The organism is Aquipseudomonas alcaligenes NBRC 14159 (assembly GCF_000467105.1).
In the GTDB taxonomy this organism is placed as follows: domain Bacteria; phylum Pseudomonadota; class Gammaproteobacteria; order Pseudomonadales; family Pseudomonadaceae; genus Aquipseudomonas; species Aquipseudomonas alcaligenes.
The window spans coordinates 63,844-85,675 of the sequence record NZ_BATI01000005.1; the positions used below are offsets into that span (position 1 = coordinate 63,844).

Here is a 21,832-nt window from a genome sequence, read left to right on the forward strand (position 1 = left end):
CCGTCGCCCACCCCACCCCACCCCGGCAAGGCTGATCCTGACTAGACTGCAAGCAAGCCCGGCGTGCGCCGGGCGGCGTCAACGGAAGTACGCCACGGCCCCAAAGGAATCGGGGTCGCAATGCTGGGTTCTGGGTAAGGGAATATCTCATGCGCCTGCTGCCACTGCTGTTCGCCCTGCTCCTGCCCCTGGCCGCCACGGCCAACGAAGTCCGCCTGACCAACGGCGAATGGAGCCCCTACCTCGGCCAGAATCTGCCCCACCACGGCGTTGCCTCGCGCATCGTCGAAGAGGCCTTCGCCCTGGAAGGCATCCGGGTCAGGTGGGAGTTTTACCCCTGGGCCCGCGCCCTACGCAGCGCCGAGCGCGGCAAGAGCGACGGCAGCGCCGTGTGGCTGCGCAGCCCCGAACGCGAGCAAGCCTTCTACATCAGTGACCCGGTGGTGGAGAGCGGCTACTACCTGTTCCACCGCAAGGACCGCCCCTTCGACTGGCAACAGGTCGCCGACCTCGCGCCGCTGCGTCTCGGCGGCGCCATCGACTATGACTACGGCCAGGCCTTCCAGCAGGCCGAGCGCGACAGCGTGCTCAAGGTCAAGCGCCTGAGCAGCGAGGAACAGGGCCTGCGCATGCTGCTGGCCGGTCGCCTGGATGCCTTCCCGATGGACAAGGTGGTGGCCTTCGACATGCTGCACAGCCAGTTCCGCCGCGAGGAGCGCCTGCAGCTGTCCTTCCACCCGCTGCCGCTACGCAGCGACAGCCTGCACCTGCTGCTGTCGAAGCAGGTGCCCGGCAACGCCGAGCGCATGGCGCGCTTCAATCGCGGCCTCAAGGCCCTGCAGGACAGCGGCAAGGTCAGCCAGTACCTGCTGGAAATCCAGCAACCACTGAGCCTGACGTACTAATAGGCCGGCGGAAAGCTCACCCGCACCAGCAAGCCGCCCAGCGCGCCCTGCCCCAGCTCGATCTCGGCGCGGTGGGCGCGGCAGATCTCGCCGACAATCGCCAGCCCCAGCCCGGCCCCGCCGACATGTGGATTGCGCCGGTAGAAGCGCTCGAACACCCGCTCGCGCTCCTCCGGCGGAATGCCGGGGCCATCATCCTCCACCTCCAGCAGCGCCGGCGCCAACACACGCACCACCACGTTACCGCCCGGCGTGTGGGCCAGCGCGTTGTCCACCAGGTTGTAGATCAGCTCGTGCAGCAGCATCGGCTCGCCGCGCAGCCACACCTCGGTATCGGCTTCCAGCGCCAGGGCGATGCCACGCTGGTGCGCCAGGGGCGCCAGGGCCATGCCCAGCTCGCGGGCCAGTTGGGCAAGTTCGACCCGCTCGGCGCCGCCCTCGGAAACGGCGCGGGCAGCACGTTCGATACGCGCCAGCGACAGCAGCTGGTTGGCCAGGTGGGTCAGGCGGTCGGTGCTCTGCGCCGCCTTTTCCAGGGTGCTGCGCCACAGCGCCGGCTCGCGCTCGCGCAGGCCCAGCTCGATGCGCGCCTTGAGCGCCGCCAGCGGCGTGCGCAGCTCGTGGGAGGCGTCGGTAATGAACTGTGCCTGGCGCTCGAACTGCTGGCGCAGGCGCTCGGTGAAGTGGTTGAGCGAGGCCACCAGCGGGCGCAACTCGTCCTGCACCTGGACCATCGGCAGCGGCTCCAGGTCGTCCGGCTGGCGCTCTTCCACCGCCGCGCGCAGGCGCTCCAGCGGGCGCAGCGCGGCACTCACCGCCAGCCCCACCAGGGCCAGGGTGATCAGCGCCAGCAGGCCCATGCGCCACAGGGTATCGAGCAGCAGGCCACGGGCCATGCGCACGCGGGCGACGTCGGTCTCGGCCACGCGGATTTCCGCCATGCCGTTCATCCCCGGCTCGGAAACCGGCTGCAGCAGGCTGACCAGGCGCACGCCGACGCCGTCGAATTCACCGTCATAGAAGCGCGCCAGCGCCGGGTAGTCATCGGTACGCGGCGTGCCCTGCGGCGGCGCCGGCAGACCGTCGTAGCCGGACACCACGCGCCCCTCGAGGTCGCTGACCTGGTAGAAGATGCGCCCCTCCAGGTCATAGGCGAAGGGGTCCAGCGCCACGTAGGGTACGTCGGCGCGCAGCTTGCCATCCTCGGTGTAGAGCCCGTCGGCGATGGCCCGCGCCGAGGCCAGCAGGGTGCGGTCATAGGCCGCGTCGGCGGCATGGCGGCCATTCCAGTAGGCGCTGAGGCTGCCGATCAGCAGCGGAATGGCCAGCAGGATGGCCAGCCGGCGCAACAGCCGGCCACGCAGGCTGCCCGCCGCCAGCTCAGTCACCGGTGGCTTCCAGCAGGTAGCCCAGGCCGCGGAAGGTGACGATGCGCACCGCATCGCCTTCCAGCTTCTTGCGCAGGCGATGCACGTAGATCTCGATGGCATCGGCGCTGGCGTCCTCGTCCAGGCCGAACACCTGGTCGGCCAGCTGCTCCTTGCTCATCACCCGCCCGGGGCGGGCGATCAGCGCTTCCAGCACGGCCTGCTCGCGCGAGGTCAGGTTGAGCAACTGCGCGCCCAGGGTGAAGCGCCGGGTGCCCAGGTCGTAGACCAGCTCGCCACAGCGCTGCTGCTGCTCGCCGCCGAGCACGCTGCGACGCAGCAGGGCCTTGACCCGCGCCTCCAGCTCGGTGAGTTCGAAGGGCTTGGCCAGGTAGTCATCGGCGCCCAGGTTGAGGCCATGCACGCGGTCCTTGACCTCGCCGCGCGCGGTGAGCATCAGCACCGGCAGGGTCTTGCCGCGCCCGCGCACGCGCGCCAGCACCTCGAAACCGTCGAGCCGCGGCAGGCCCACATCGAGCACCGCCAGAGCGTAGTCCTCGCTGGCCAGGGCATGTTCGGCGGCCACCCCGTCGTGCAGCACATCGACGGTCAGCCCGGCGCCGCGCAGGGCCTGGGCCACGCTCTCGGCCAGGGGCAGATGGTCCTCGACCAGCAGGATTCGCACGGCAGCACACTCCGAAGTCTTGTCGTTATGCGCCGAGTTTAACCAGCGCGGGCGGCCTGTGAAGGGCGCCGCAGGTTTCTTTCACCCTGAAAGCCTGGCGAAAGTTTCGCCCCCTAGGATCGCGACCAAGGTGGCTCGATCCACCCGTAAAACGCCGGGAGCGTGGTTGCCCCGGTGTGACAAGAACAACAATCGGAGACCACATGATGCGATCTGCCCATCGGCAGGCCTCGGCGCCTGTTCGTCGCTTCAGCCTCACCCTGCTCGCCTGCGCCCTGGCGCCCGCCGCGCATGCCGCCTTCATCGAAGACAGCAGCGCCACCCTGACCACCACCAACATCTACCTCAACCGCGACTTCCGTGAAGGCGATGGCCAGAACAAGCGCGAGGAATGGGGCCAGGGCTTCCTGCTCGACGTCCGCTCCGGCTACACCGAAGGCACCGTCGGCTTCGGCCTCGACGCCCTCGGCATGCTCGGCCTCAAGCTCGACTCCGGCAAGGGTCGCACCGGCACCGACCTGCTGCCGGTGCAGGACGACGGCGGCACCCCGGACCAGTTCGGTCGCCTCGGTCTGACCGCCAAGGTCAGGCTCGCCGAAAGCGAGCTCCGCTACGGCTCGCATATCCCCGAGCTGCCGGTGGTCAAGGCCAGCGACAGCCGCCTGCTACCGCAGGTGTTCGAGGGCGGCCTGCTGACCTCCAGTGACATCGACAACCTGAGCTTCACCGGCGGGCGCCTGGACAAGGTGATCGACCGCGCCTCGACCAACTCCGAGGACCTCATCCTCAACAGCAAGAACAGCCGCTTCGCCAGCGGCGTGACGGCCGAGCACATGGACCTGGCCGGCTTCGATTACAGCTTCGCCAAGGGCCTGACCGGGCGCTACTACTACGCCGACGTCGAGGACATCTACCGCCAGCACTTCCTCGGCCTGCTCGCCAGCCAGTCTCTGGGCGGCGGTACCCTGAGCGCCGACCTGCGCGTCTCGATCAGCGACGACAGTGGCTCGGCCCAGGCCGGCAAGGTCGACAACAACGCCTGGAACGGCCTGGTCTCCTACGCCCACAGCGGCCACAAGGTCGGCCTTGGCTACCAGCACCTGACCGGCGACACCGGCTTCGCCTACCTCGATGGCAGCGACCCCTTCCTGGTCAACTTCGTGCAGATCAACGACTTCGCCAACGCCGACGAGCGCTCCTGGCAGGCCCGCTACGACTTCGACTTCGCCGGCCTCGGCGTGCCCGGCCTGAGCTTCATGACCCGCTACATCAAGGGCGACAACGCCCAGGTCAGCGGCAGTGATGAAGAAGGCCGCGAGTGGGAACGCAACATCGAGTTCAAGTACGTGGTGCAGAGCGGTCCGCTCAAGGACCTCTACGTGCGCCTGCGCAACGCCAGCTTCCGTTCCAGCTTCGCCCGCGACGCGGACGAAAACCGTCTGATCGTCGGCTACAGCCTGCCGATCTGGTAAGCCACAATAAAACTCCACAGGAGAAAGATCATGAAGACTGCCTTGTCGCATATCGCCCTGGCCCTCGGTGCCCTCGCCCTCAGCAGCCAGCTGCTGGCCGAGCCCAAGCGCCCCGAGTGCATCGCCCCGGCCAAGCCCGGCGGCGGTTTCGACCTGACCTGCAAACTGGCCCAGAGCGGCCTGAAGGACAACGGCCTGCTCCAGGCGCCGATGCGCGTCACCTACATGCCCGGCGGCGTCGGTGCGGTGGCCTACAACGCCGTGGTGGCGCAGCGGCCGAAGGACGCCGGCACCATCACCGCGTTCTCCTCCGGCTCCCTGCTCAACCTGGCCCAAGGCAAGTTCGGCCGTTACGACGAGAACGCCGTGCGCTGGCTGGCCGGCATCGGCACCGACTACGGCGCCATCAGCGTGCGCGCCGACTCGCCCTACCAGACCCTCGACGACCTGGTGCAGGCGCTGAAGAAGGACCCGGGCAGCATCGTCTTCGGCGCCGGCGCCACCATCGGCGGCCAGGACTGGATGCAGACCGCGCTGATCGCCCGCGCCGCCGGCATCGATCCGAAGGCGCTGCGCTACGTGGCCTTCGAAGGCGGCGGCGAAACCCTCACCGCCATGCTTGGCGGCCATGTCCAGGTCACCTCCAGCGGCCTCGGCGAAGTCACCCCGCAACTGGCGGCGAACAAGATCCGCGTCATCGCCGTGCTCTCCGACCAGCGCCTGCCGGGCAAGCTGGCCAACCTGCCGACCGCCAAGGAGCAGGACTACGACATCACCTGGCCGGTGATCCGTGGCTTCTACATGGGCCCGGAAGTCAGCGATGCGGACTACGCCTGGTGGAAGGGCCAGTTCGACACCCTGCTGGCCAGCCCCGAGTTCGCCAAGCTGCGCGAGCAGCGCGACCTGTTCCCCCTGAGCATGACCGGCGACGAGCTGAAGGCCTACGTGTTCAAGCAGGTGCAGGACTACAAGGCCCTGGCCGGCGAGTTCGGCCTGGTCCAGTAGGGAAGCTGCTGCGCTAGGAAAGGCTGTGTTGGAAGGCGGCTCGGTTCGGTCATTGGGTTGACCCAACTCCCTCCCCTCGCCGCCTTCCGCCTTGCCTTTCCGTCGCTCGCGACGCTTCCCGCCTCCCCCTATCACGAGGAACTCCTCATGTACGTCCGCCTGTTCGCTGCGGTGTGGCTGCTCGTCTGCGCCTTTCTCGCCGTGGTCGCCTGGGGCTTCCAGGCGCCCTTTTCCTACGACCCGGTCGGCCCGCGTGCCTACCCCCTGCTGTTGCTGACCCTGATGGCCGCCGCCGCCCTGTGGCTACTGTGCAAGCCGAGCGGCGAGCCGACCCTGCCGATCTCCTGGGTGCTGGCGCGCAAGGTCGGCCTGTGCGTCGGCGCCCTGCTGGCCTACGCCCTGCTGTTCGAGCCACTGGGCTTCGTACTCAGCACCGCCCTGGCCGGCTTCGGCCTAGGCCTGCTGTTCGGCGGCCGCCTGCTGCCCAGCGCCCTCAGCGGCCTGCTGATGGGCACGCTGCTGTATGGCCTGTTCGATTACCTGCTGGACGTGCCGCTGCCGCTCGGCCTGTTCGCCGCCTTCGTGGAGAGCTGAAATGGAAACGCTGAATTTCTTGATGCAGGGCTTCGACGTGGCCACCCGGCCGGTCAACCTGCTGGTGGCGCTGTTCGGCGCCTTCGTCGGCACCGTGGTCGGCCTGCTGCCGGGCCTGGGCCCGATCAACGGCGTGGCGATCCTGCTACCGCTGGCCTTCGCCCTTGGCCTGCCGCCGGAGACCGCGCTGATCCTGCTGGCCGCCGTGTACCTGGGCTGTGAGTACGGCGGGCGCATCTCGGCCATCCTGCTCAACGTGCCGGGCGACGCCGCAGCCATCATGACCACCCTCGACGGCTACCCGCTGGCGCGCCAGGGTAAGGGCGGCATCGCCCTGTCGCTGTCGGCCATGAGCTCGTTCATCGGCAGCACCATCGCCACCATCGGCGTCGTCCTGTTCGCGCCGATCCTGGCCAACTGGGCGGTGGCCTTCGGCCCGGCCGAGTACTTCGTGCTGATGGTGTTCGCCATCGCCTGCCTGGGCGGCATGGTCGGCGACAAGCCGGTGAAGACCCTGCTCGCCGCGCTGATCGGCCTGGGCCTGGCCACGGTCGGGGTGGACGCCACCACCGGGGTGTACCGCTTCACCTTCGACAGCGTCGGCCTGTCCGACGGCATCCAGTTCGTCATCGTGGTAATCGGCCTGTTCAGCGTCAGCGAGGTGCTGCTGATGCTCGAACACACCACCAGCGGGCAGAAGGCGGTCAAGGCCAGCGGGCGCATGCTGTTCAACTTCAAGGAGTTCGCTTCAGTCTGGTGGACCACCCTGCGCAGCTCGCTGGCCGGCTTCGTCATCGGCGTGCTGCCGGGCGCCGGCGCAACCATCGCCAGCGCCATCACCTACATGAGCGAAAAGCGCATGGCCGGCACCAACGGCCGCTTCGGCGACGGCGACCTGCGCGGCGTGGCGGCACCGGAGGCGGCCAACAACGCCTCGGCCTGCGGCTCGCTGATCCCCATGCTGACCCTCGGCGTGCCGGGCTCGGGCACCACCGCGGTGATGATCGGCGCCCTGACCCTGTACAACATCACCCCCGGCCCGCTGCTGTTCGAGCAGCAGCCGGACGTGGTCTGGGGCCTGATCGCCTCGCTGTTCATCGGCAACGTCATCCTGCTGGCGATGAACATCCCGCTGGTCGGCCTGTTCGCCCGCATGCTCAGCGTGCCGAGCTGGATCCTGGTTCCGGCGATCACCATCGTCAGCCTGGTCGGCGTGTACGCTGTGCACAGCACCACCTTCGACCTGGTGCTGATGATCGGCCTCGGCGTGTTCGGCTACCTGCTGCGCAAGATGGACTTCCCGCTGTCGGCGCTGATCCTCGGCTTCGTCCTCGGCGAGCTGATGGAATCCAACCTGCGCCGCGCCCTGTCGATCAGCAACGGTGACCTGGCGATCCTCTGGTCCAGCCCGATCACCGTGGCGCTGTGGGGCCTGGCCCTGCTGATGCTGGCCCTGCCCGGCCTGCGTTGGCTGCGCAAGCGCCGCTCGCTGCGTGCCGCGCATGCCTAAGTGGTGGCTCACGCCGCTGGCCGGTGCGGCCGGCGGTACCCTGGCCAGCCTGATCGGCTGGCCTTTGCCGTGGATGGTCGGCTCCCTGCTGGCGGTGATCCTGCTGCGCTGCCTGGGCGGCCTGGACCTGCGCGAAGTGCCCGGCGCACGCAAGGGCGGGCAGTGGCTGGTCGGCACCGGCATCGGCCTGCACTTCAGCCCGGCGGTGCTGGAGCAGGTGCTGACCCACGGCGGCCTGTTGCTGGCCGGCGCCCTGCTCACCAGCCTCACCAGCCTGATCGGCATCGCCCTGCTGCGCGCCGCCGGCCACGACCGCGCCACTGCCTTCTTCGCCAGCATGCCCGGCGGCGCCAGCGAGATGGTCAACCTCGGCCAGCGCAACGGTGCCCAGGCCGGCGAGGTCGCGGCCGGGCAGAGCCTGCGCCTGCTCCTGGTCGTGCTGCTGGTACCGGCGCTGTTCCAGTGGTGGCTGGGCGCCGCGCCGGCCCTGGCGCAAACGCATGGCCACAGCCAGCCCCTGGCGCTGGCCGCGCTGCTGGCCGGTGGTGCACTGCTGGCCCTGCTCGGCCAGCGCCTGCGCCAGCCCAACCCCTGGCTGCTCGGACCGATCCTGTTCGCCGCCGCCGGCGCGGTCTGGCTGGACCAGCCACTGAGCCTGCCACCCGGGACCAGCGAGCTGGGCCAGTGGCTGATCGGCAGCGCCCTGGGCTGCCACTTCAGCCGCGAGTTCTTCCGCCGCGCACCGCGCTTCCTCGCCCTGGTACTGGGCGCCACGCTGCTGGCCATGTGCGCCGCCGCCCTGGCCGCCGAGGCCCTCGGCTGGCTGGGCGCGCTGGATCAGCGCTCGCTGATGCTGGGCATGATGCCCGGCGGTATCGCCGAGCTGAGCCTGACCGCCGAGGCCCTGGCGCTGTCGGTGCCGCTGATCACCGGGCTGCAGGTGCTGCGCCTGATGTGCGTGCTGTTCCTCGCCGAACCGGCCTTCCGCCTGTGGCAGAGACAGCGCTGAACCGTCTGTCGGCACCCCGCAAAAAAGCCTGTTGACCTCAAGTCAACTTGAACTCGTAGAGTCGTTTCAACCCCCTGAACGACTCCTGCGAGGTTCCCATGCACGACATCCTGCTGCTCACCGCCATCGGCGCCGGCGCCACCCTGGTGATGGACGCCTGGCTGCTGCTTTTGAACAAATGCGGCATCCCCACCCTCAACTTCGCCTTTATCGGCCGCTGGGTCGGCCATCTGCCACGCGGCCAGGTGATGCACGCGGCCATTGCCCGCTCCGCGCCCATCCGTGGCGAACGGGCCCTCGGCTGGGCGATGCACTACGCCACTGGCATCGCCTTCGCCGCCCTGCTGCTGGCCCTCACCGGCCCGTCCTGGGCGGCCGCCCCCAGCCTGCTGCCGGCACTGGCCCTGGGCATCGCCACCGTCGCCGTGCCGCTGCTGCTGATCCAGCCGGCCATGGGCGCCGGCATCGCCTCGTCGAAAACCCCAACGCCGCTGCGCAACTGCCTGCGCAGCATCGCCAACCACGGCGTGTTCGGCCTCGGCCTGTACCTGAGCGCCGCGCTGATCGCCGCCCTGTAAACGGAGTCATCGTCATGCACCGCATCGCCATCCTGTACCACAGCGCCCACGGCCACACCGAACACATCGCCCGCTGCATCGGTGACGGCATCCAGCAGGTCGCCGGCCTACAGACCGACCTGTTGCAGGCCCAGGACCTGCTCGCGCGTCCCGAAGACCTGCTTGCCTACGACGGCCTGATCCTCGGCTCGCCCACCTACCTCGGCGGCGTCTCGGCACCGCTCAAGGCGCTGATGGACGCCACCGGCGGCCTGTGGCGCCAGCAGCGCCTGCGCGGCAAGCTGGCGGCCGGCTTCACCGTGTCGGCGCTGCCGGCCGGCGACAAGCAGTCCACCCTGCTGTCGATGTTCACCTTCTGTATGCAGCACGGCATGCTCTGGGTCGGCAACCCGATCCTGCCCGAGCAGCACCAGGGCGTGCCCTATGACGAAGCGGCCAACCGCCTGGGCTCCTGGTCCGGGCTGATGGCCCAGGCGGACAAGGCCTCGCCCGGCCACGCCTTCGCCCCCGGCGATATCAAGACGGCGCGCCTGTTCGGCCAGCACTTCGCCCACACCCTGCTGCGCCTGCACGCCGGCACCAGCCTGGAGCGCGCCGGATGATCCCGCCCAGGTACGCCCCGCAGCTGTTCGCCCTGATCCTCTCCGGCCTGATGTCGTTGCTGGTCTCGGCTATCGCCACCCTGCGCGCCAGCGGGCTGGGGCCGCCGTTCATCGACATCTGGCTGGGCGCCTGGCTGACGGCCTGGCTGTTCGCCTTCCCGACCGTGCTGCTGGTAGCGCCGCTGACCCAGCGCCTGGTGCGGTTGCTGGTGCGCCAGGGCTGAAGCCGATGGCACGCTACCGCGTGCCACAGCCTTTCAGCGCAGGGTGTAACCCTTGTCCACCACCCAGTCCTGGCCATACACGCCACGGGCGCCCTGGGACAGCTGGAACAGCACCACCTCGGCCACCACCGCGGCGCTGAGGAACTCGCCATCCACCAGGCGCGCATTGACCTCGCTGGCCACACCGGCCAGCGCCTCATCCGGCAGGCCCAGGCTGTTCCAGATCGGCGTGGCCGTCGGCCCCGGCGACACCAGGTTCAGGCGCACACCTTCGCCGGCATGCTCCAGCGCCAGGCTGCGCACCAGCGCGGACAGCGCCGCCTTGCTGGCGATGTAGGCGCCCAGGCCGACGAAGCCGAGCTGGCGCAGGAAGGTGCTGATGAACACCACCGACGCCGGCTGTGCCAGCTGCGCCTTCAATGCGTAGAAGGTGTTCACCGCGCCGGCACCGTTGACCCGCCACTGCGCCTCGAACGCCTGCAGATCACTGCCCGGCGCCAACCGGGCGATGCCCGCATTGGGCACCAGATAGTGCACCTCGCCCAGCTCGGCGGCACGCGCCGCCAGGGCGTGTAGCGACGCCTCGCGGGTCACGTCGCCCTCCAGCCAGTGCAGATGCTGGGGATAGCGCTGCAGCAGCAGCGCCAGTTCGCCCAGGCTGCGCGACATGGCCAGCACCCCTGCGCCACGCTCAAGCAACTGCTCACACACGGCCAGACCGATACCGGAACTGGCGCCCGTCACCACCGCCAGGCGCTGTTCAAATTCATTGTTCATCACTTACCTCGAAAACCGGGAAGAAGGGGCCGCTCCGGGCCTGGCCCGGAGCGCCGTCAGGATCAATGGGGATAGAGCCGGCCCTGGCGCAGGTCGACCTGCTGACCACGCTCGAAGCGCCGCTGCGGCGAGCGCACCCAGCGCTCCTCACCCGCCTCGTCACGCACCCGGTAGGCGGTGCCACTCTGCCCGCTGGCGCGCTGCACCTGCGCCCCGGACCAGCCACCCACCGCTACACCCACCAGAGCGCCGACCGGCCCACCGGCCGCAGCGCCGACCATCAGCCCGGTCAGCCCACCGAAACCGGTGCCGACCGCGTTTTCTTCCCGCTCCGCCACCACCTCGGCGGCCTGGAGGGATTGCATGGCCAACAGGCCGGTTGTGATAGCAAGCAAGGCAAGGCGTTTCATCTGAGTACTCCTGAGTTGGGCATTGCGCCTGGAGTTACTCAGCTTTCGTGCCAGATATTTTCCTATTTAATTTCAATGACTTGATGAAATAACAAGTCGTCATGACAACGATGATTCGTGGTCGATAAGACATTCGGCGAGGTCGAAGTGACAGCGATGTGGCAGTGAGGGGCACCGATGCAAAAGGGATGTTTTGGCCCCTTACGAGTTCAGGTTCGACAGCGCCTTGGCCTCCTCGAACTTCCCAGGCCATTCGGCATTCCCCGCGTTATGTCTTAAGATGGCGGGCTGCCGAAAGAACCGTCATGGCCGTAGCCATGAAGGGCTTTCATTCTTTACAGACACGTGTGGTGAAGATGAACAAGCCTTTCATTTCGCTGTGCCCTGAAATTACTCGGGCACACGCGCTGAAGCTGATGGACTGGTTGGAAGATGAGCGCGTCACCTGCTACCTGAGCGATTCGCGTCATACCTCCCGCTTCATCGAGCAAGCCATCGATCGTACTCAGCTACCGATCCTGACTCATCTGTTCAACCGCGGCGGCCGATTCTTCATGGCCTACGACCGACATGACGCTCCGGTGGGCTTTGTCCGTCTGATCAAGACCGGCGCACAGTGCGAAATCGTCCTGGTCATCGGAGACAGCGACACATGGGGCCGCAACCTTGGCACCAGCACCCTCCGCGAAGGCATGAAACTGGCGTTTCTCGACATGCGGGCCGAAAAGCTAATCGCCAAGATCCACCCGGATAACGTGCGCTCGCTCAAAGCCTTTCTGCGCAGCGGCTTTCTGCTTGAGAGCGAATCGCCTGCATTGAAGTCATTTTCCATGACGGCAGGGCGCTATCTCGAGCTCTTGCGCGAGGGTGCCGCTGGCGACTCCGGCAGGATCTACATCACTGAAATCGACAAATCCAGGCTCGAGAGCCTGATCGCACTCGAGCAGGGCCCGGCCGTTGTTGAGCTCGAACACGAGCTTGAACGGGCCATTGTCGTCAAGCCGCAGCAGGTGGCGCGCAATGTCGTTACGATGAACTCCAGGGCCTTGCTGCAGCTGGACGAAGAAGAGCTCGAAGTGGCCTTGGTCTACCCGGAAGACGCGGACACCAACGCCGGGAAGCATTCCGTGTGTTCCGACATCGGTGCTGCCATCCTCGGCTATCAGGAAGGGGACGCCATCGACTGGCGTATTGCTGATCGGACCTGCCGGATTGCCATCAGAAAAGTGCTTTACCAGCCGGAGGCTGCAGGCCATTTCCACCTCTGATTGCACTCTTGGCTCGCGCTCAGAACCAATTGGGGACAGACCACGCTTTATCCGAAGCGAAGGCTCTAGGTCGCAACACTTTCCTCGGCTGAAGCTACAGGTTTCGCCCTGCACGGCGAGTCACTTTCTCTTTGCGCGCGCAAAGAGAAAGTAACCAAAGAGAAAGCGCGCCCGGCATCCGGGTCTGGCCTGCGGCCAGACTTCCCTCGCTCCGGTGCTGCTCCGGGGGCCGGCTTACAAGGGCCATCCTTGGCCCTTTAAGCCTCTCGCCGCATACCTGCGGCTCGTCCCCCTGCGCAACCCCTCCACTCGGCCTCCTGACGGGGTTCGGGCTCCGAGTTGCCTGATGGCTTTTACTGGCGCTGCGCGCATTGATCGTTCCCATGCCCCGCGTCCATTCGTTGTTTTGTACGGGCCGGCAGCTCTGTGACGAGGAGCGTACGGGATTAGCTCCCACGCAGAGCGTGGGAGCTGGAGAAGACACATGACTGTCAGGCAGCTCCAAACGCCCCTTCAGGAGGGTGAGCGGAATCGTTGCGTAGAGGGGTGAGCCGCATGGATGCGGCGAAAGGCTTAAAGGGCCAGGGACGGCCCTTGTAAGCCGACCCTCGGAGTGACGATGGAGTGAACGAACCCGGAGCAAAGCGTAGGGCCGGATGGCGGGGCAAGCCCTTTTGGTTCCTTTTGGGGCGACTGCCAAAAGGAACCCGCCCAGCAGGGCGGAACTGAAGCATCAAGCAACGCGAGAATCAGCAGCGGCACGAAACCAGAGCCCCTCTCCCCTACGCGGGCCGCCCCGCCCCTCTCCCGTAAACGGGAGAGGGGAGTTACAGTGCCCCGCTCCAACTCCCCCGCCAGCCCTGAGCAAAAAAACGATGAGCAACGACCCTCTCCATGGCCTGACCCTGAAAGCCATCCTCCAGGCCCTGGTCGACAAACACGGCTGGGAGCGCCTCGGCCAGCTCATCGCCATCCGCTGCTTCACCCACGACCCCAGCATCGAATCCAGCCTCAAGTTCCTGCGCAAAACGCCCTGGGCGCGGGAAAAGGTGGAAGCGCTCTATATCAAGGACATCGCCCGCTAGCGACGCGCTCAGCGCTGCAGGTAGCGCGCCCGAATACGCGCATAGTGGCCCTCGGCGATCTGTCGGCGCAGGGCATCGGCATAGCGCTGGACGAACTCGGCAGACACGCTCTTCTTGCTGAAAGCGACCTCCGCCCCCTCGCTGGACACCACCACCGGCGTCGCCCGGATCAGTTCGCTCAGGCCCAGCGCCACCAGCTCCTGCTGGCCGGTGTGCTCGTCGGCGATCACACCATCGAGGCGGCCCTTGCCCAGCATGCGCCAGAGGCTGGCGCGGTTCGCGCTGAACTCCATGCGCTCATGGAAGGCAGGCTCCTGGAGCAGTACCTGGTAGCCGGGCCCGTAGGACACATCGATCTGTGCGCCCAGGCGGAATGGCGTGTCGCGCAGCTGCAGCAGTTCGGTGACCGGCCAGCGCGCGGCCGCCTGCCGGCTCATGAACAGGATGTTGCGCGCGGGCTCTTCGATGACACCGGAAAAGTACGCATAGACCTCGCGCTCGGGCTTGCGGAAAGTACCGGTGAGCACATCCAGGCGCCCTTGCTCCAGTTCGCGCAGCGCCCTGGCCCAGGGCAGGCGAACCAGATGGACCTCACAACCCAGCTCATGCAGCACAGTGCGGGCGCTGTCGACGGAGATGCCGCCGATGGCGCCATCGGCCAGCTGCATGCTGTAGGGCGGGTCGTTGTCCCAGCGCAGCGATACCACGCAGGCGGCGCCGGCCAGGCCGGGAGCGAGCAGCGATGCGCCAATCAGGAGGCGCAGGAGCAAACGCATAAGGGGCATCGAAGTGCTCGCGAAGTGACTGCAGCCGACTCTAAGAGAAAGCCCCTGCGCCGGTAAAGCTCGCTCGACTCAAGCTTTGTGGCGCTTCACCGCCTCCAGCCAGGCCAGGTCGAGGCGTTTCTGCTCGGTGTCCAGGCCGCGCTGCTCCATGGCCTCGCGGTGCGCGTCGATCTCGCGGGTCATCTGGCTCAGCTCGCTGCTGTTGCCATCGAGCTGGTGCATCTGAGCCACCCCCAAGTGGTAGAAGCGCAGCAGCTTCATGGCCGTCTCGTCACCGGCGGCCACGCCAGCCCTGACGTGGTGCATGACGTTGGTGACACGCATCAGGCTGCGCTTGAGCGCCCAGCCGTAGGCGGCGGCGGCCATGAACGGGCGATGCCAGAGCTGCTGGCGCACCACGGCCACGGTCAGGGCCAGGCCGCTGAGTACGCCGAGCAGGTTCCACTTGAAGTTGTCACCGGGCGGACCGCCGAACAGCTGGGTGCTGGCGGTGGCGCAGAGCATGGCCAGCACCAGGAAGATGGCGATGACCACGAAGGTGCTGCGGCGGGTCTGCTGGCGGTAGAGCTCGGGGCTCATGGACTGGATTTCGAACATGGTCTACCTGGGTGAATGGCGAGGGAGCGCCACCTTGCCTGAACGCCCGGCGAGGGTCGAGCCCCGGTGGGTGACAAAGCGCTTCACAACACTTCGATGCGGTCGCGGCCGTTGGCCTTGGCCCGGTACAACGCGCGGTCGGCACGGTCGAGCATGCTCTGCGGGTTCTCGTCGCCGTGGTAATGGGTAACGCCGAAGCTGGCGGTCTTGCGCACCACGGTGTCGAAGTCGAACTGGCGGATGCGCTCCTGCAGGGTGCGCGCGGCGGCCTGGGCCTGGGATGCATCGATCTCCGGCAGGATGATGAGGAACTCCTCGCCACCCAGGCGGCCGACCTTGTCGACACTGCGCACGTTGTCGCGCAGCAGCGCGGCGAACTGGCGCAGCACGCTGTCGCCCACCGTGTGGCCGTGGTCATCGTTGACGTGCTTGAAGTGGTCGATATCCAGCAGGATCACCGAGAACGGTGTGCCGTACCGGCGCGCACGGGCGAACTCCTCGACGAACAGCTGGTCGATGCGCGCGCGGTTCCACAGCCCGGTAAGCCCGTCGAGGCTGGCGCTCAGGGCCAGCCGGCTCTGGTGCAGGAACATGGTCTTGTAGGCTTTCTCGAGCATGAAGGCGCACAACGCGCCGAACGACAGCGATGCCAGCACCCAGATGCAGTGCAGGCGCTGCACACCCGGTTGCAGGGCATCCGGCAGGGTGACCAGGAGCAGCACCAGGGTCGAGGCCGATGCGGTCAGCGTGGCCTGGCGCAAGGTCAGGCCGGACACGGTGAAGGTCCACATCAGGTTGAGGTAGATCTCCGGTACGAAGTAGGCGAAATCCGGCTTGCCGTAGTTGAACGCCAGGTTGGCGGCCACCGAGCCCACCGACGCCACGCAGAGGATGGCCAGCATCCAGCGGTGCCAGGCCTCGAAGTAGCTCAGCACGCCCACGGCGAGCAGCGCCAGCGGCACCAGCAGGCCATGCGCGAGCAGCCGCAGGCCGAGCTGATCCTGCGCCACGTTCTGCTCGATCAGTGCGTAGACCAGGTACAGCGCCATGGTCAGGAAGGCGAGCTGGCGTACCTGTGGCAGCTTGATCTGGCGATACCAGCAGGCAAAATCCTGGCGCGTCGCGCTCGGCAAGCCGTGCAACGGGTCCAGCGTCCGTGTCAGCCTGTGGATCAAGGTCACCTGGGCGCTCCTGTCCAGTGCATGCCGCACTGCAGCGGCTCACTTATGTCGGCAGTGGCGCCGCCGACATGAGCTCAGAATGCCATCAAGCCTCTACCTGACTCCACTGCTTGGCCAGGCGCTTGTCGGATACTGCCATTTTCGTGCCCAGTTGCTGAGCGAACAGCGATACCCGGTACTCCTCCAGCATCCAGCGATACAGCACCAGCTCGGGATCGCGTTTGCCTTCCTGGGCATGCTTGGCGGCACGCGCCTGGAACTGCTGCCAGGCGGCCGTCAGCTCGCCGGTCCACACGCGGTCGCGCTGCACTTGGCTGCCGACCTTGTCCAGGCGCTGTTCGATGGCCTTGAGGTAGCGCGGGATCTCCTTCAGCCACTCGCCGGGCGTCTCGCGCACGAAGCTGGGGTAGACCAGGTTGGCCAGCTGCTGCTTGATGTCGTTGAGGGCCATGGCCTGGGCCAGGTCGATCTTGCCCTTGAAGCGCTTCTGCAAGCCGTGGGTCAGCTTGAGGATGTCCAGCACCAGCCTGGCGATGCGCTCGGCGTGGCCGGTCCAGTCGCCGCGCTTTTTCTCGGCCAGGGCGGCCAGCGCTGCTCCGTCGCGCGGCAGGGTCGTTTCTCCGTCGAGCACGCAGGCATCGAGGCTGGCCAGCAGGATGTCCTCGACCAGCGCCTCGGGGCGGCCCATTTCGCGGTACAGCAGGCCCAGCTCGGTAAGCCCCGGCAGCTTGCCGCGCAGGTACTTGGCCGGTTCGGCCAGTTGTTGCAGCAACAGTTTCTGCAGTGCGCGGCGGTGCTGGAAGTCGGCCTCGGCCTGGGTCGGGAAGCGCCCTTCCTTGACCACCCCACCCTCTTCCACCAGGGCCGGGAACACGGTCATGGAGAGGCCGGCGATCTTCTGCTGGGTCTTCTCGGCGACCTGGGCGAAGGCCTTGGCCTCGACCGGCTTCTGTTCCTGCTTCTGCTGCGGGATGGCCAAGGCGGCCTGGCTGGCTTCGGCGAAGCGCGCGCACAGCTCGGCCAGGTCGCGGCCTTCACCAAGGAACTTGCCGCGCGCATCGACCACCTCGATGTTCATCTTCAGGTGGTGTTCCAGCTGCTGCGCCGACTCATCCCAGGCCTCTTCGGGCACGCGTGCACCGGTCATGCGGGTCAGCTCGCGACCGAGCGACTCGGGCAGCGAGCCCTGGCCGAAGGCGATCTTCGACAGGGCCGCGCCGACGAAGTCCGGCACCGGCACGAAGTTCTTGCGCAGCGCCTTGGGCAGGCCGCGCACCAGGGCGATGGCCTTGGCCTCGATCAGGCCCGGCACCAGCCACTCCAGGCGATCCGCCGGCAGTTGCGGCAGCAGCGGCGCCGGCACGCGCAGGGTCACGCCGTCACGCGGATGGTTGGGCTCGAAGTGGTAGGTCAGCGGCAGTTGCAGCTCACCGAGCTGGAGAATATCCGGGTACTGGGCGGCGGTGACCTCCTTGGCATCGCGCGCCAGCACGTCTTCCTCGCGCATGATCAGCAGCTGCGGGTGCTTCGCGCCCTCGCTCTTGTACCAGTGCTCGAAGGTCGCGGCCTGGTGGATCTCCGCCGGGATGCGCGCCTCGTAGTAGGCGTAGAGGGTTTCCTCGTCGGCCAGGATGTCGCGGCGGCGGGCCTTGGCTTCCAGCTCGTCGAGGCGCTCCAGCAGCTCGCGGTTGGCCGTAAGGCACCTGGCGCGGCTGTTGATCTCGCCGCGCACCAGGCCTTCACGGATGAACAGCTCGCGCGAGGCGACCGGATCGACCGGGCCGAAATGCACCGGGCGGCGACCGACCACGATCAGCCCGTACAGGGTGACCTGCTCAAAGGCCACCACCTGGCCACGGCGCTTCTCCCAGTGCGGCTCGAAGTGGTTCTTCTTGATCAGGTGGCCGGCCAGCGGCTCGATCCAGTCCGGCTCGATCTTGGCGACCATGCGGGCGAACAGCTTGGTGGTTTCCACCAGTTCGGCGGTCATCACCCAGGCCGGCTTCTTGCGCCCGATCACCGACGAGGGGTGAATCCAGAAGCGCCGCTGGCGCGCGCCGAGGTAGTCGCCGTCCTCGCTCTTCTGGCCGATCTGGCTGAGCAGGCCGGACAGGATCGCCTTGTGCACCGCGGCGTAGCTCTTGGCGCGCTGCGCCGCCTCGCTGGCCTCGGCCTGCTCGCGGACGATGACATTGACCTTGGTATCGCTGGTGGGCTGCGGCGCGCTTTTGTGAGAGCGGCCTTGGCTGCGATCAGCTGCCGGAGAATTTACATCGCGGCCAAGGCCGCTCCCACGCCTACTCTCCGATTGGCTCGCCGACAGCTGCAGCTCGCGGGCAATAAGCACCAGCTGGCGGTGCGCATCGCGCCATTCGCGCAGACGCAGGTAGTTGAGGAAATTCTTCTTGCACCAGTTGCGCAGGGGATTGCTGCCCAGCTCCTGGCGTTTCTCCTCGAAGCCACGCCACAGGTTGATCAGCGCAGCGAAGTCGGAATCCACGTCCTTCCACTGCGCATGCGCCTGGTCGGCGGCCTGCTGGCGATCCATCGGCCGCTCGCGTGGGTCCTGCACCGACAGCGCCGAAGCAACGATGAGGATCTCGTCCAGGCTGCCGAGCTTGGCCGCCTCCAGCACCATGCGCCCCAGGCGCGGGTCGATGGGCAGGCGCGCCAGTTGGCGCCCCAGCGGCGTGAGCTGGCCCTCGCGGTTGACCGCCGAGAGTTCCTGCAGCAGGTTGAAGCCGTCGCTGATGGCCTTGCCATCTGGCGGCTCGATAAAGGGGAAGTCTTCGATGCTGCCCAGGCGCAGGTGCAGCATCTGCAGGATCACCGCCGCCAGGTTGGTACGCAGGATTTCCGGATCGGTGAATTCGGGGCGGGCGAGGAAGTCCTCCTCGCTGTACAGGCGGATGCAGATGCCCGGTTCGACCCGGCCGCAGCGCCCCTTACGCTGGTTGGCGCTGGCCTGGGAAATGGCCTCGATGGGCAGGCGCTGCACCTTGGCGCGGTAGCTGTAGCGGCTGATCCTGGCCGTACCCGAGTCGATCACATAACGGATGCCCGGCACGGTCAACGAGGTTTCCGCGACGTTGGTGGCCAGCACGATCTTGCGCGCGCCCATCGGCGCGAAGATCTTCTGCTGCTCGGCCGGGGTCAGCCGCGCGTACAGCGGCAGCACCTCGGTCAGGCGCAGGTTGGCTTTGCGCAGCACCTCGGCGGCCTCGCGAATCTCGCGCTCGCCGGGGAGGAACACCAGCACGTCGCCCGGGCGCTTGCCCTCAGCGCGCTCATGGGCAGCGATCTCGTCCAGCGCGGCGAGGATGCCTTGGTCGACGGTCAGGTCGTCGAGCAGGCTCTCGCCCTCCTCGTCCACCTCGGCGGCCAGCGGGCGGTACCAGGTGTCCACCGGATAGGTACGCCCGGAGACTTCGATGATCGGCGCATCCGGAAGGCCGGCCCCGCCGAAGTGCTTGCTGAAGCGCTCCAGGTCGATGGTTGCCGAGGTGATGATCAGCTTGAGGTCGGGGCGGCGCGGCAACAGGGTCTTCAGGTAGCCGAGCAGGAAGTCGATGTTCAGCGAGCGCTCATGGGCCTCGTCGACGATGATGGTGTCGTACTTTTCCAGGAAGCGGTCGTGCTGGGTTTCGGCCAGCAGGATGCCGTCGGTCATCAACTTGATCAGGCTGGCGTCGCCGGAATGGTCCTCGAAGCGCACCTGGTAGCCGACCAGCTCGCCCAGCGGCGTGCCGATCTCCTCGGCCACGCGGGTCGCCACGCTGCGCGCGGCCAGGCGGCGTGGCTGGGTGTGGCCGATCAGGCCGTACACGCCACGGCCCAGCTCCAGGCAGATTTTCGGCAGCTGGGTGGTCTTGCCCGAGCCGGTCTCGCCGGCGATCACCAGCACCTGGTGCTCCTGCAGCGCCTTCTTGATCTCGTCGCGCTTGGCGGCGATCGGCAGGGCGTCGTCGTAGCGGATCGCCGGGATGCTCTGCCGGCGCGCCTCGACCTTGGCCACGGACGCCTGGAAGCGCTCCAGCCACTGCGCCAGCTTGGCCTCGTCCTGCGGCGTCTGCTTCTGCAGTTCGTGCAGCTGGCGGCGCAGGCGGTGGCGGTCGGCCTGCATGGCCTGGTCGAGGTTCTTCTGCAAGGTGTGGAAGTCGGTCATTGCAACGCGGCGGTCTGGCGAGGGCGGGCGGCGATTGTCGCAGATTGCGCGACCCGGCGTGAAACCGCGCGGCTCAGCGCCCGGCTGGCGGCAGGCCGGCGAGCAGCTTGCCGAGCAGGTCGAACAGCTGGGTTTGCTCGGCTTCATCCAGCCCTATCAGCAGGCGGCGCATGTTGGCCACATGTTCGACCAGAATCCCGTCGATCAGGGCGAAGCCGGCGTCGGTCAGCGCCACCAGCACGCCGCGCCGGTCGCTCGGGTGCTTGCGCCGCTCGATCAGCCCGGCCTTCTCCAGGCGGTCGATGCGGCTGGTCATGCCGCCGGAGGAGATCATCGCCGCCTCGTACAGTGCGGTGGGCATCAGCGCATAGGGCTCGCCGGCACGGCGCAGGGTGGCCAGCAGGTCGAACTCGCCCGGTTGCAGGCCATGGGTGGTGCAAAACGGCAGCAGGTGATCGCGGCTGATCAGCTGGCTCAGCTCGCTCAGGCGCCCCAGCAGGGCCATGGGCGCGGGATCGAGGTCGGGACGCTGCTGGCGCCACTGGTCGGCGGCGGTTTGCGCGCGGTCATGCATGGCTGGCTCCATTTATCTTGCCATCAAGATACTTATCATCAAGAATGCAGCCATCCTAACCCGAGGAGACAGCCATGTCGCGCCCCTGGCTTTCCCTGTTCCTGCTGCTGGCCGTGGGCGGTCTGCTCGGCCTGATCGGCAATGTCGCCAAACTCGCCGCCGCCAGCGGTTGGCCACCGGTGGCCCTGCTGCTGTGGAGCCTGCTCGGCGCCGGTGGCCTGCTCTGCCTGCTAGCGCTTGCCCGCGGTGAGGCGCCCAGCCTGCGTCGCCCTTACCTGCGCTACTACCTGATCTCCGGGCTGGTCAGCATCAGCCTGCCCAACGCCCTGCTGTTCAGCGCCATTCCCCATGTCGGCGCCGGCTTCGCCTCGCTGTGCCTGGCCTTCCCGCCGCTGCTGACCTACGTGCTGGCCCTGGCGCTGCGCATGGAGGGTCTGCAGCGCCTGCGCCTGCTCGGCATCCTGATCGGCCTGGCGGGCAGCCTGATCCTCGCCCTGGGCAAACTCGGCAGCGGCGACAGCCCGCTGCTCTGGGTACTGGCGACGCTGGTGATGCCGGTGTTCCTGGCCATCGGCAACGTCTACCGCTCACGCCACTGGCCGGAAGGCGCGCGCCCGCTGCAACTGGCGCCCGGCATGCTGCTGGCCGGCGCCCTGCTGCTGTTGCCGCTGGGGCTGTTCGGCGTGGAGCTGCGCCCGGCCTGGGAGCAGGCCGCGGGGGCCTGGTGGCTGGCCGCCGAGGTGGCGCTATTCGCCGGCATGTATGCGCTCTACTTCGTGCTGCAGAAGGTGGCCGGCGCGGTATACCTGAGCCAGATCGGCTCGGTCACGGCGATTACCGGCGCGGCGGTGGCGATCTTCCTGCTCGGCGAGCAGGGTTCGGCCTCCATGCTGCTGGCGGCCCTGTGCACCACGGTCGGCGTGACCTTGGTAGCGTTGCGTCCGGCGCGCTAAAGATCGCCTAATCTCAACCGCTATAAAGAGCAGCGGCGGCTCTCTTGACCCGGATCAAGCGGGGACGAAATGCCGCATGCATGATA

The 21,832-nt window shown here is 67.5% G+C and carries 21 protein-coding genes; 12 read left to right on the forward strand and 9 right to left on the reverse strand.

The features are described 5' to 3' along the window. Window positions 1-149: 149 nt before the first annotated feature. The gene (locus PA6_RS02440) at window positions 150-905 is read left to right on the forward strand and encodes a substrate-binding periplasmic protein (protein ID WP_021699283.1); all 756 of its coding nucleotides are present in this window, start codon (window positions 150-152) and stop codon (window positions 903-905) included. Here PA6_RS02440 and PA6_RS02445 read toward each other — a convergent pair. Further along, a complete protein-coding gene (locus PA6_RS02445; RefSeq protein ID WP_043216200.1) occupies window positions 902-2,284 on the reverse strand; it encodes a sensor histidine kinase in 1,383 nt (460 codons plus the stop codon). The two genes, PA6_RS02440 and PA6_RS02445, sit on opposite strands and share 4 nt — an antisense overlap. Window position 2,285: 1 nt before the next feature. After that, window positions 2,286-2,957 (reverse strand): response regulator, encoded by a 672-nt coding sequence (locus tag PA6_RS02450; protein ID WP_021699285.1) that lies wholly within the window; start codon window positions 2,955-2,957, stop codon window positions 2,286-2,288. A 206-nt stretch (window positions 2,958-3,163) separates the two neighbouring features. Here PA6_RS02450 and PA6_RS02455 point away from each other — a divergent pair, with 206 nt between their 5' ends. From PA6_RS02455 to PA6_RS02490, 8 genes are all read left to right on the forward strand, one after another. Continuing rightward, window positions 3,164-4,429 (forward strand): OprD family porin, encoded by a 1,266-nt coding sequence (locus tag PA6_RS02455; protein ID WP_021699286.1) that lies wholly within the window; start codon window positions 3,164-3,166, stop codon window positions 4,427-4,429. A 30-nt stretch (window positions 4,430-4,459) separates the two neighbouring features. Further along, a complete protein-coding gene (locus PA6_RS02460; RefSeq protein WP_021699287.1) occupies window positions 4,460-5,434 on the forward strand; it encodes a Bug family tripartite tricarboxylate transporter substrate binding protein in 975 nt (324 codons plus the stop codon). Window positions 5,435-5,581: 147 nt separating this feature from the next. After that, window positions 5,582-6,028 (forward strand): tripartite tricarboxylate transporter TctB family protein, encoded by a 447-nt coding sequence (locus PA6_RS02465; RefSeq protein WP_021699288.1) that lies wholly within the window; start codon window positions 5,582-5,584, stop codon window positions 6,026-6,028. A 1-nt stretch (window position 6,029) separates the two neighbouring features. After that, complete coding sequence (locus PA6_RS02470; protein WP_021699289.1) at window positions 6,030-7,538, forward strand: tripartite tricarboxylate transporter permease; 1,509 nt, start codon at window positions 6,030-6,032, stop codon at window positions 7,536-7,538. Then, entirely contained in the window at window positions 7,522-8,547 is a 1,026-nt protein-coding gene (locus tag PA6_RS02475) for an AbrB family transcriptional regulator (RefSeq protein ID WP_370453053.1), read from the forward strand. Before PA6_RS02470 ends, PA6_RS02475 begins: the two co-directional genes overlap by 17 nt. Window positions 8,548-8,645: 98 nt before the next feature. After that, window positions 8,646-9,125, forward strand: coding sequence for a DUF2938 domain-containing protein (locus PA6_RS02480; RefSeq protein ID WP_021699291.1), 480 nt, complete (start codon window positions 8,646-8,648; stop codon window positions 9,123-9,125). A 14-nt stretch (window positions 9,126-9,139) separates the two neighbouring features. After that, complete coding sequence (locus PA6_RS02485) at window positions 9,140-9,727, forward strand: flavodoxin family protein (protein WP_021699292.1); 588 nt, start codon at window positions 9,140-9,142, stop codon at window positions 9,725-9,727. After that, window positions 9,724-9,951 carry a DUF2798 domain-containing protein gene (locus PA6_RS02490; protein WP_021699293.1) on the forward strand — a complete coding sequence of 76 codons (228 nt, stop codon included), beginning with the start codon at window positions 9,724-9,726 and terminating at the stop codon, window positions 9,949-9,951. The genes PA6_RS02485 and PA6_RS02490 overlap by 4 nt, the downstream gene beginning before the upstream one ends. Before the next feature lie 33 nt (window positions 9,952-9,984). On the opposite strand, the gene PA6_RS02495 is transcribed toward PA6_RS02490, so the two are convergent. Together PA6_RS02495 and PA6_RS02500 are read right to left on the reverse strand one after the other, a co-directional pair. Then, complete coding sequence (locus PA6_RS02495; protein WP_021699294.1) at window positions 9,985-10,728, reverse strand: SDR family NAD(P)-dependent oxidoreductase; 744 nt, start codon at window positions 10,726-10,728, stop codon at window positions 9,985-9,987. A gap of 62 nt (window positions 10,729-10,790) precedes the next feature. Beyond that, on the reverse strand, window positions 10,791-11,138 hold the full coding sequence (locus PA6_RS02500) for a hypothetical protein (RefSeq protein WP_021699295.1): 348 nt from the start codon (window positions 11,136-11,138) through the stop codon (window positions 10,791-10,793). A 305-nt stretch (window positions 11,139-11,443) separates the two neighbouring features. Between PA6_RS02500 and PA6_RS02505 the strand changes: the two genes are divergently transcribed. Together PA6_RS02505 and PA6_RS02510 are read left to right on the forward strand one after the other, a co-directional pair. After that, window positions 11,444-12,406 carry a bifunctional GNAT family N-acetyltransferase/nucleoside diphosphate kinase regulator gene (locus tag PA6_RS02505; protein ID WP_021699296.1) on the forward strand — a complete coding sequence of 321 codons (963 nt, stop codon included), beginning with the start codon at window positions 11,444-11,446 and terminating at the stop codon, window positions 12,404-12,406. 875 nt (window positions 12,407-13,281) lie between these two features. Continuing rightward, complete coding sequence (locus PA6_RS02510) at window positions 13,282-13,491, forward strand: VF530 family protein (RefSeq protein WP_021699297.1); 210 nt, start codon at window positions 13,282-13,284, stop codon at window positions 13,489-13,491. Window positions 13,492-13,499: 8 nt separating this feature from the next. Here PA6_RS02510 and PA6_RS02515 read toward each other — a convergent pair whose 3' ends face one another. From PA6_RS02515 to PA6_RS02535, 5 genes are all read right to left on the reverse strand, one after another. After that, window positions 13,500-14,276 carry a substrate-binding periplasmic protein gene (locus tag PA6_RS02515; RefSeq protein ID WP_255209905.1) on the reverse strand — a complete coding sequence of 259 codons (777 nt, stop codon included), beginning with the start codon at window positions 14,274-14,276 and terminating at the stop codon, window positions 13,500-13,502. A gap of 69 nt (window positions 14,277-14,345) precedes the next feature. Further along, complete coding sequence (locus PA6_RS02520; RefSeq protein ID WP_021699299.1) at window positions 14,346-14,873, reverse strand: DUF3087 domain-containing protein; 528 nt, start codon at window positions 14,871-14,873, stop codon at window positions 14,346-14,348. An 83-nt stretch (window positions 14,874-14,956) separates the two neighbouring features. Then, window positions 14,957-16,054: a GGDEF domain-containing protein gene (locus PA6_RS02525; protein WP_021699300.1), complete on the reverse strand. Its 1,098-nt coding sequence runs from the start codon at window positions 16,052-16,054 to the stop codon at window positions 14,957-14,959. 85 nt (window positions 16,055-16,139) lie between these two features. After that, window positions 16,140-20,219 (reverse strand): ATP-dependent RNA helicase HrpA, encoded by a 4,080-nt coding sequence (gene hrpA / locus PA6_RS02530; RefSeq protein WP_021699301.1) that lies wholly within the window; start codon window positions 20,217-20,219, stop codon window positions 16,140-16,142. Between the two features lie 73 nt (window positions 20,220-20,292). Beyond that, window positions 20,293-20,793, reverse strand: a complete 501-nt coding sequence (locus tag PA6_RS02535; protein WP_021699302.1) for a MarR family winged helix-turn-helix transcriptional regulator — start codon at window positions 20,791-20,793, stop codon at window positions 20,293-20,295. 74 nt (window positions 20,794-20,867) lie between these two features. On the opposite strand from PA6_RS02535, the gene PA6_RS02540 reads away from it, so the two are divergent. Next, complete coding sequence (locus tag PA6_RS02540; protein WP_021699303.1) at window positions 20,868-21,746, forward strand: DMT family transporter; 879 nt, start codon at window positions 20,868-20,870, stop codon at window positions 21,744-21,746. Window positions 21,747-21,832: the final 86 nt, after the last annotated feature.

Coding starts and splice junctions, on each gene's coding strand:
- PA6_RS02480 (WP_021699291.1), top strand. CDS start 8,646: ATGCACGACATCCTGCTGCTCACCGCCATCGGCGCCGGCGCCACCCTG.
- PA6_RS02510 (WP_021699297.1), top strand. CDS start 13,282: ATGAGCAACGACCCTCTCCATGGCCTGACCCTGAAAGCCATCCTCCAG.
- PA6_RS02500 (WP_021699295.1), bottom strand. CDS start 11,138: ATGAAACGCCTTGCCTTGCTTGCTATCACAACCGGCCTGTTGGCCATG.
- PA6_RS02460 (WP_021699287.1), top strand. CDS start 4,460: ATGAAGACTGCCTTGTCGCATATCGCCCTGGCCCTCGGTGCCCTCGCC.
- PA6_RS02485 (WP_021699292.1), top strand. CDS start 9,140: ATGCACCGCATCGCCATCCTGTACCACAGCGCCCACGGCCACACCGAA.
- PA6_RS02540 (WP_021699303.1), top strand. CDS start 20,868: ATGTCGCGCCCCTGGCTTTCCCTGTTCCTGCTGCTGGCCGTGGGCGGT.
- PA6_RS02490 (WP_021699293.1), top strand. CDS start 9,724: ATGATCCCGCCCAGGTACGCCCCGCAGCTGTTCGCCCTGATCCTCTCC.
- PA6_RS02470 (WP_021699289.1), top strand. CDS start 6,030: ATGGAAACGCTGAATTTCTTGATGCAGGGCTTCGACGTGGCCACCCGG.
- PA6_RS02440 (WP_021699283.1), top strand. CDS start 150: ATGCGCCTGCTGCCACTGCTGTTCGCCCTGCTCCTGCCCCTGGCCGCC.
- PA6_RS02520 (WP_021699299.1), bottom strand. CDS start 14,873: ATGTTCGAAATCCAGTCCATGAGCCCCGAGCTCTACCGCCAGCAGACC.
- PA6_RS02455 (WP_021699286.1), top strand. CDS start 3,164: ATGCGATCTGCCCATCGGCAGGCCTCGGCGCCTGTTCGTCGCTTCAGC.
- hrpA (WP_021699301.1), bottom strand. CDS start 20,219: ATGACCGACTTCCACACCTTGCAGAAGAACCTCGACCAGGCCATGCAG.
- PA6_RS02515 (WP_255209905.1), bottom strand. CDS start 14,276: ATGCCCCTTATGCGTTTGCTCCTGCGCCTCCTGATTGGCGCATCGCTG.
- PA6_RS02465 (WP_021699288.1), top strand. CDS start 5,582: ATGTACGTCCGCCTGTTCGCTGCGGTGTGGCTGCTCGTCTGCGCCTTT.
- PA6_RS02535 (WP_021699302.1), bottom strand. CDS start 20,793: ATGCATGACCGCGCGCAAACCGCCGCCGACCAGTGGCGCCAGCAGCGT.
- PA6_RS02495 (WP_021699294.1), bottom strand. CDS start 10,728: ATGAACAATGAATTTGAACAGCGCCTGGCGGTGGTGACGGGCGCCAGT.
- PA6_RS02505 (WP_021699296.1), top strand. CDS start 11,444: ATGGCCGTAGCCATGAAGGGCTTTCATTCTTTACAGACACGTGTGGTG.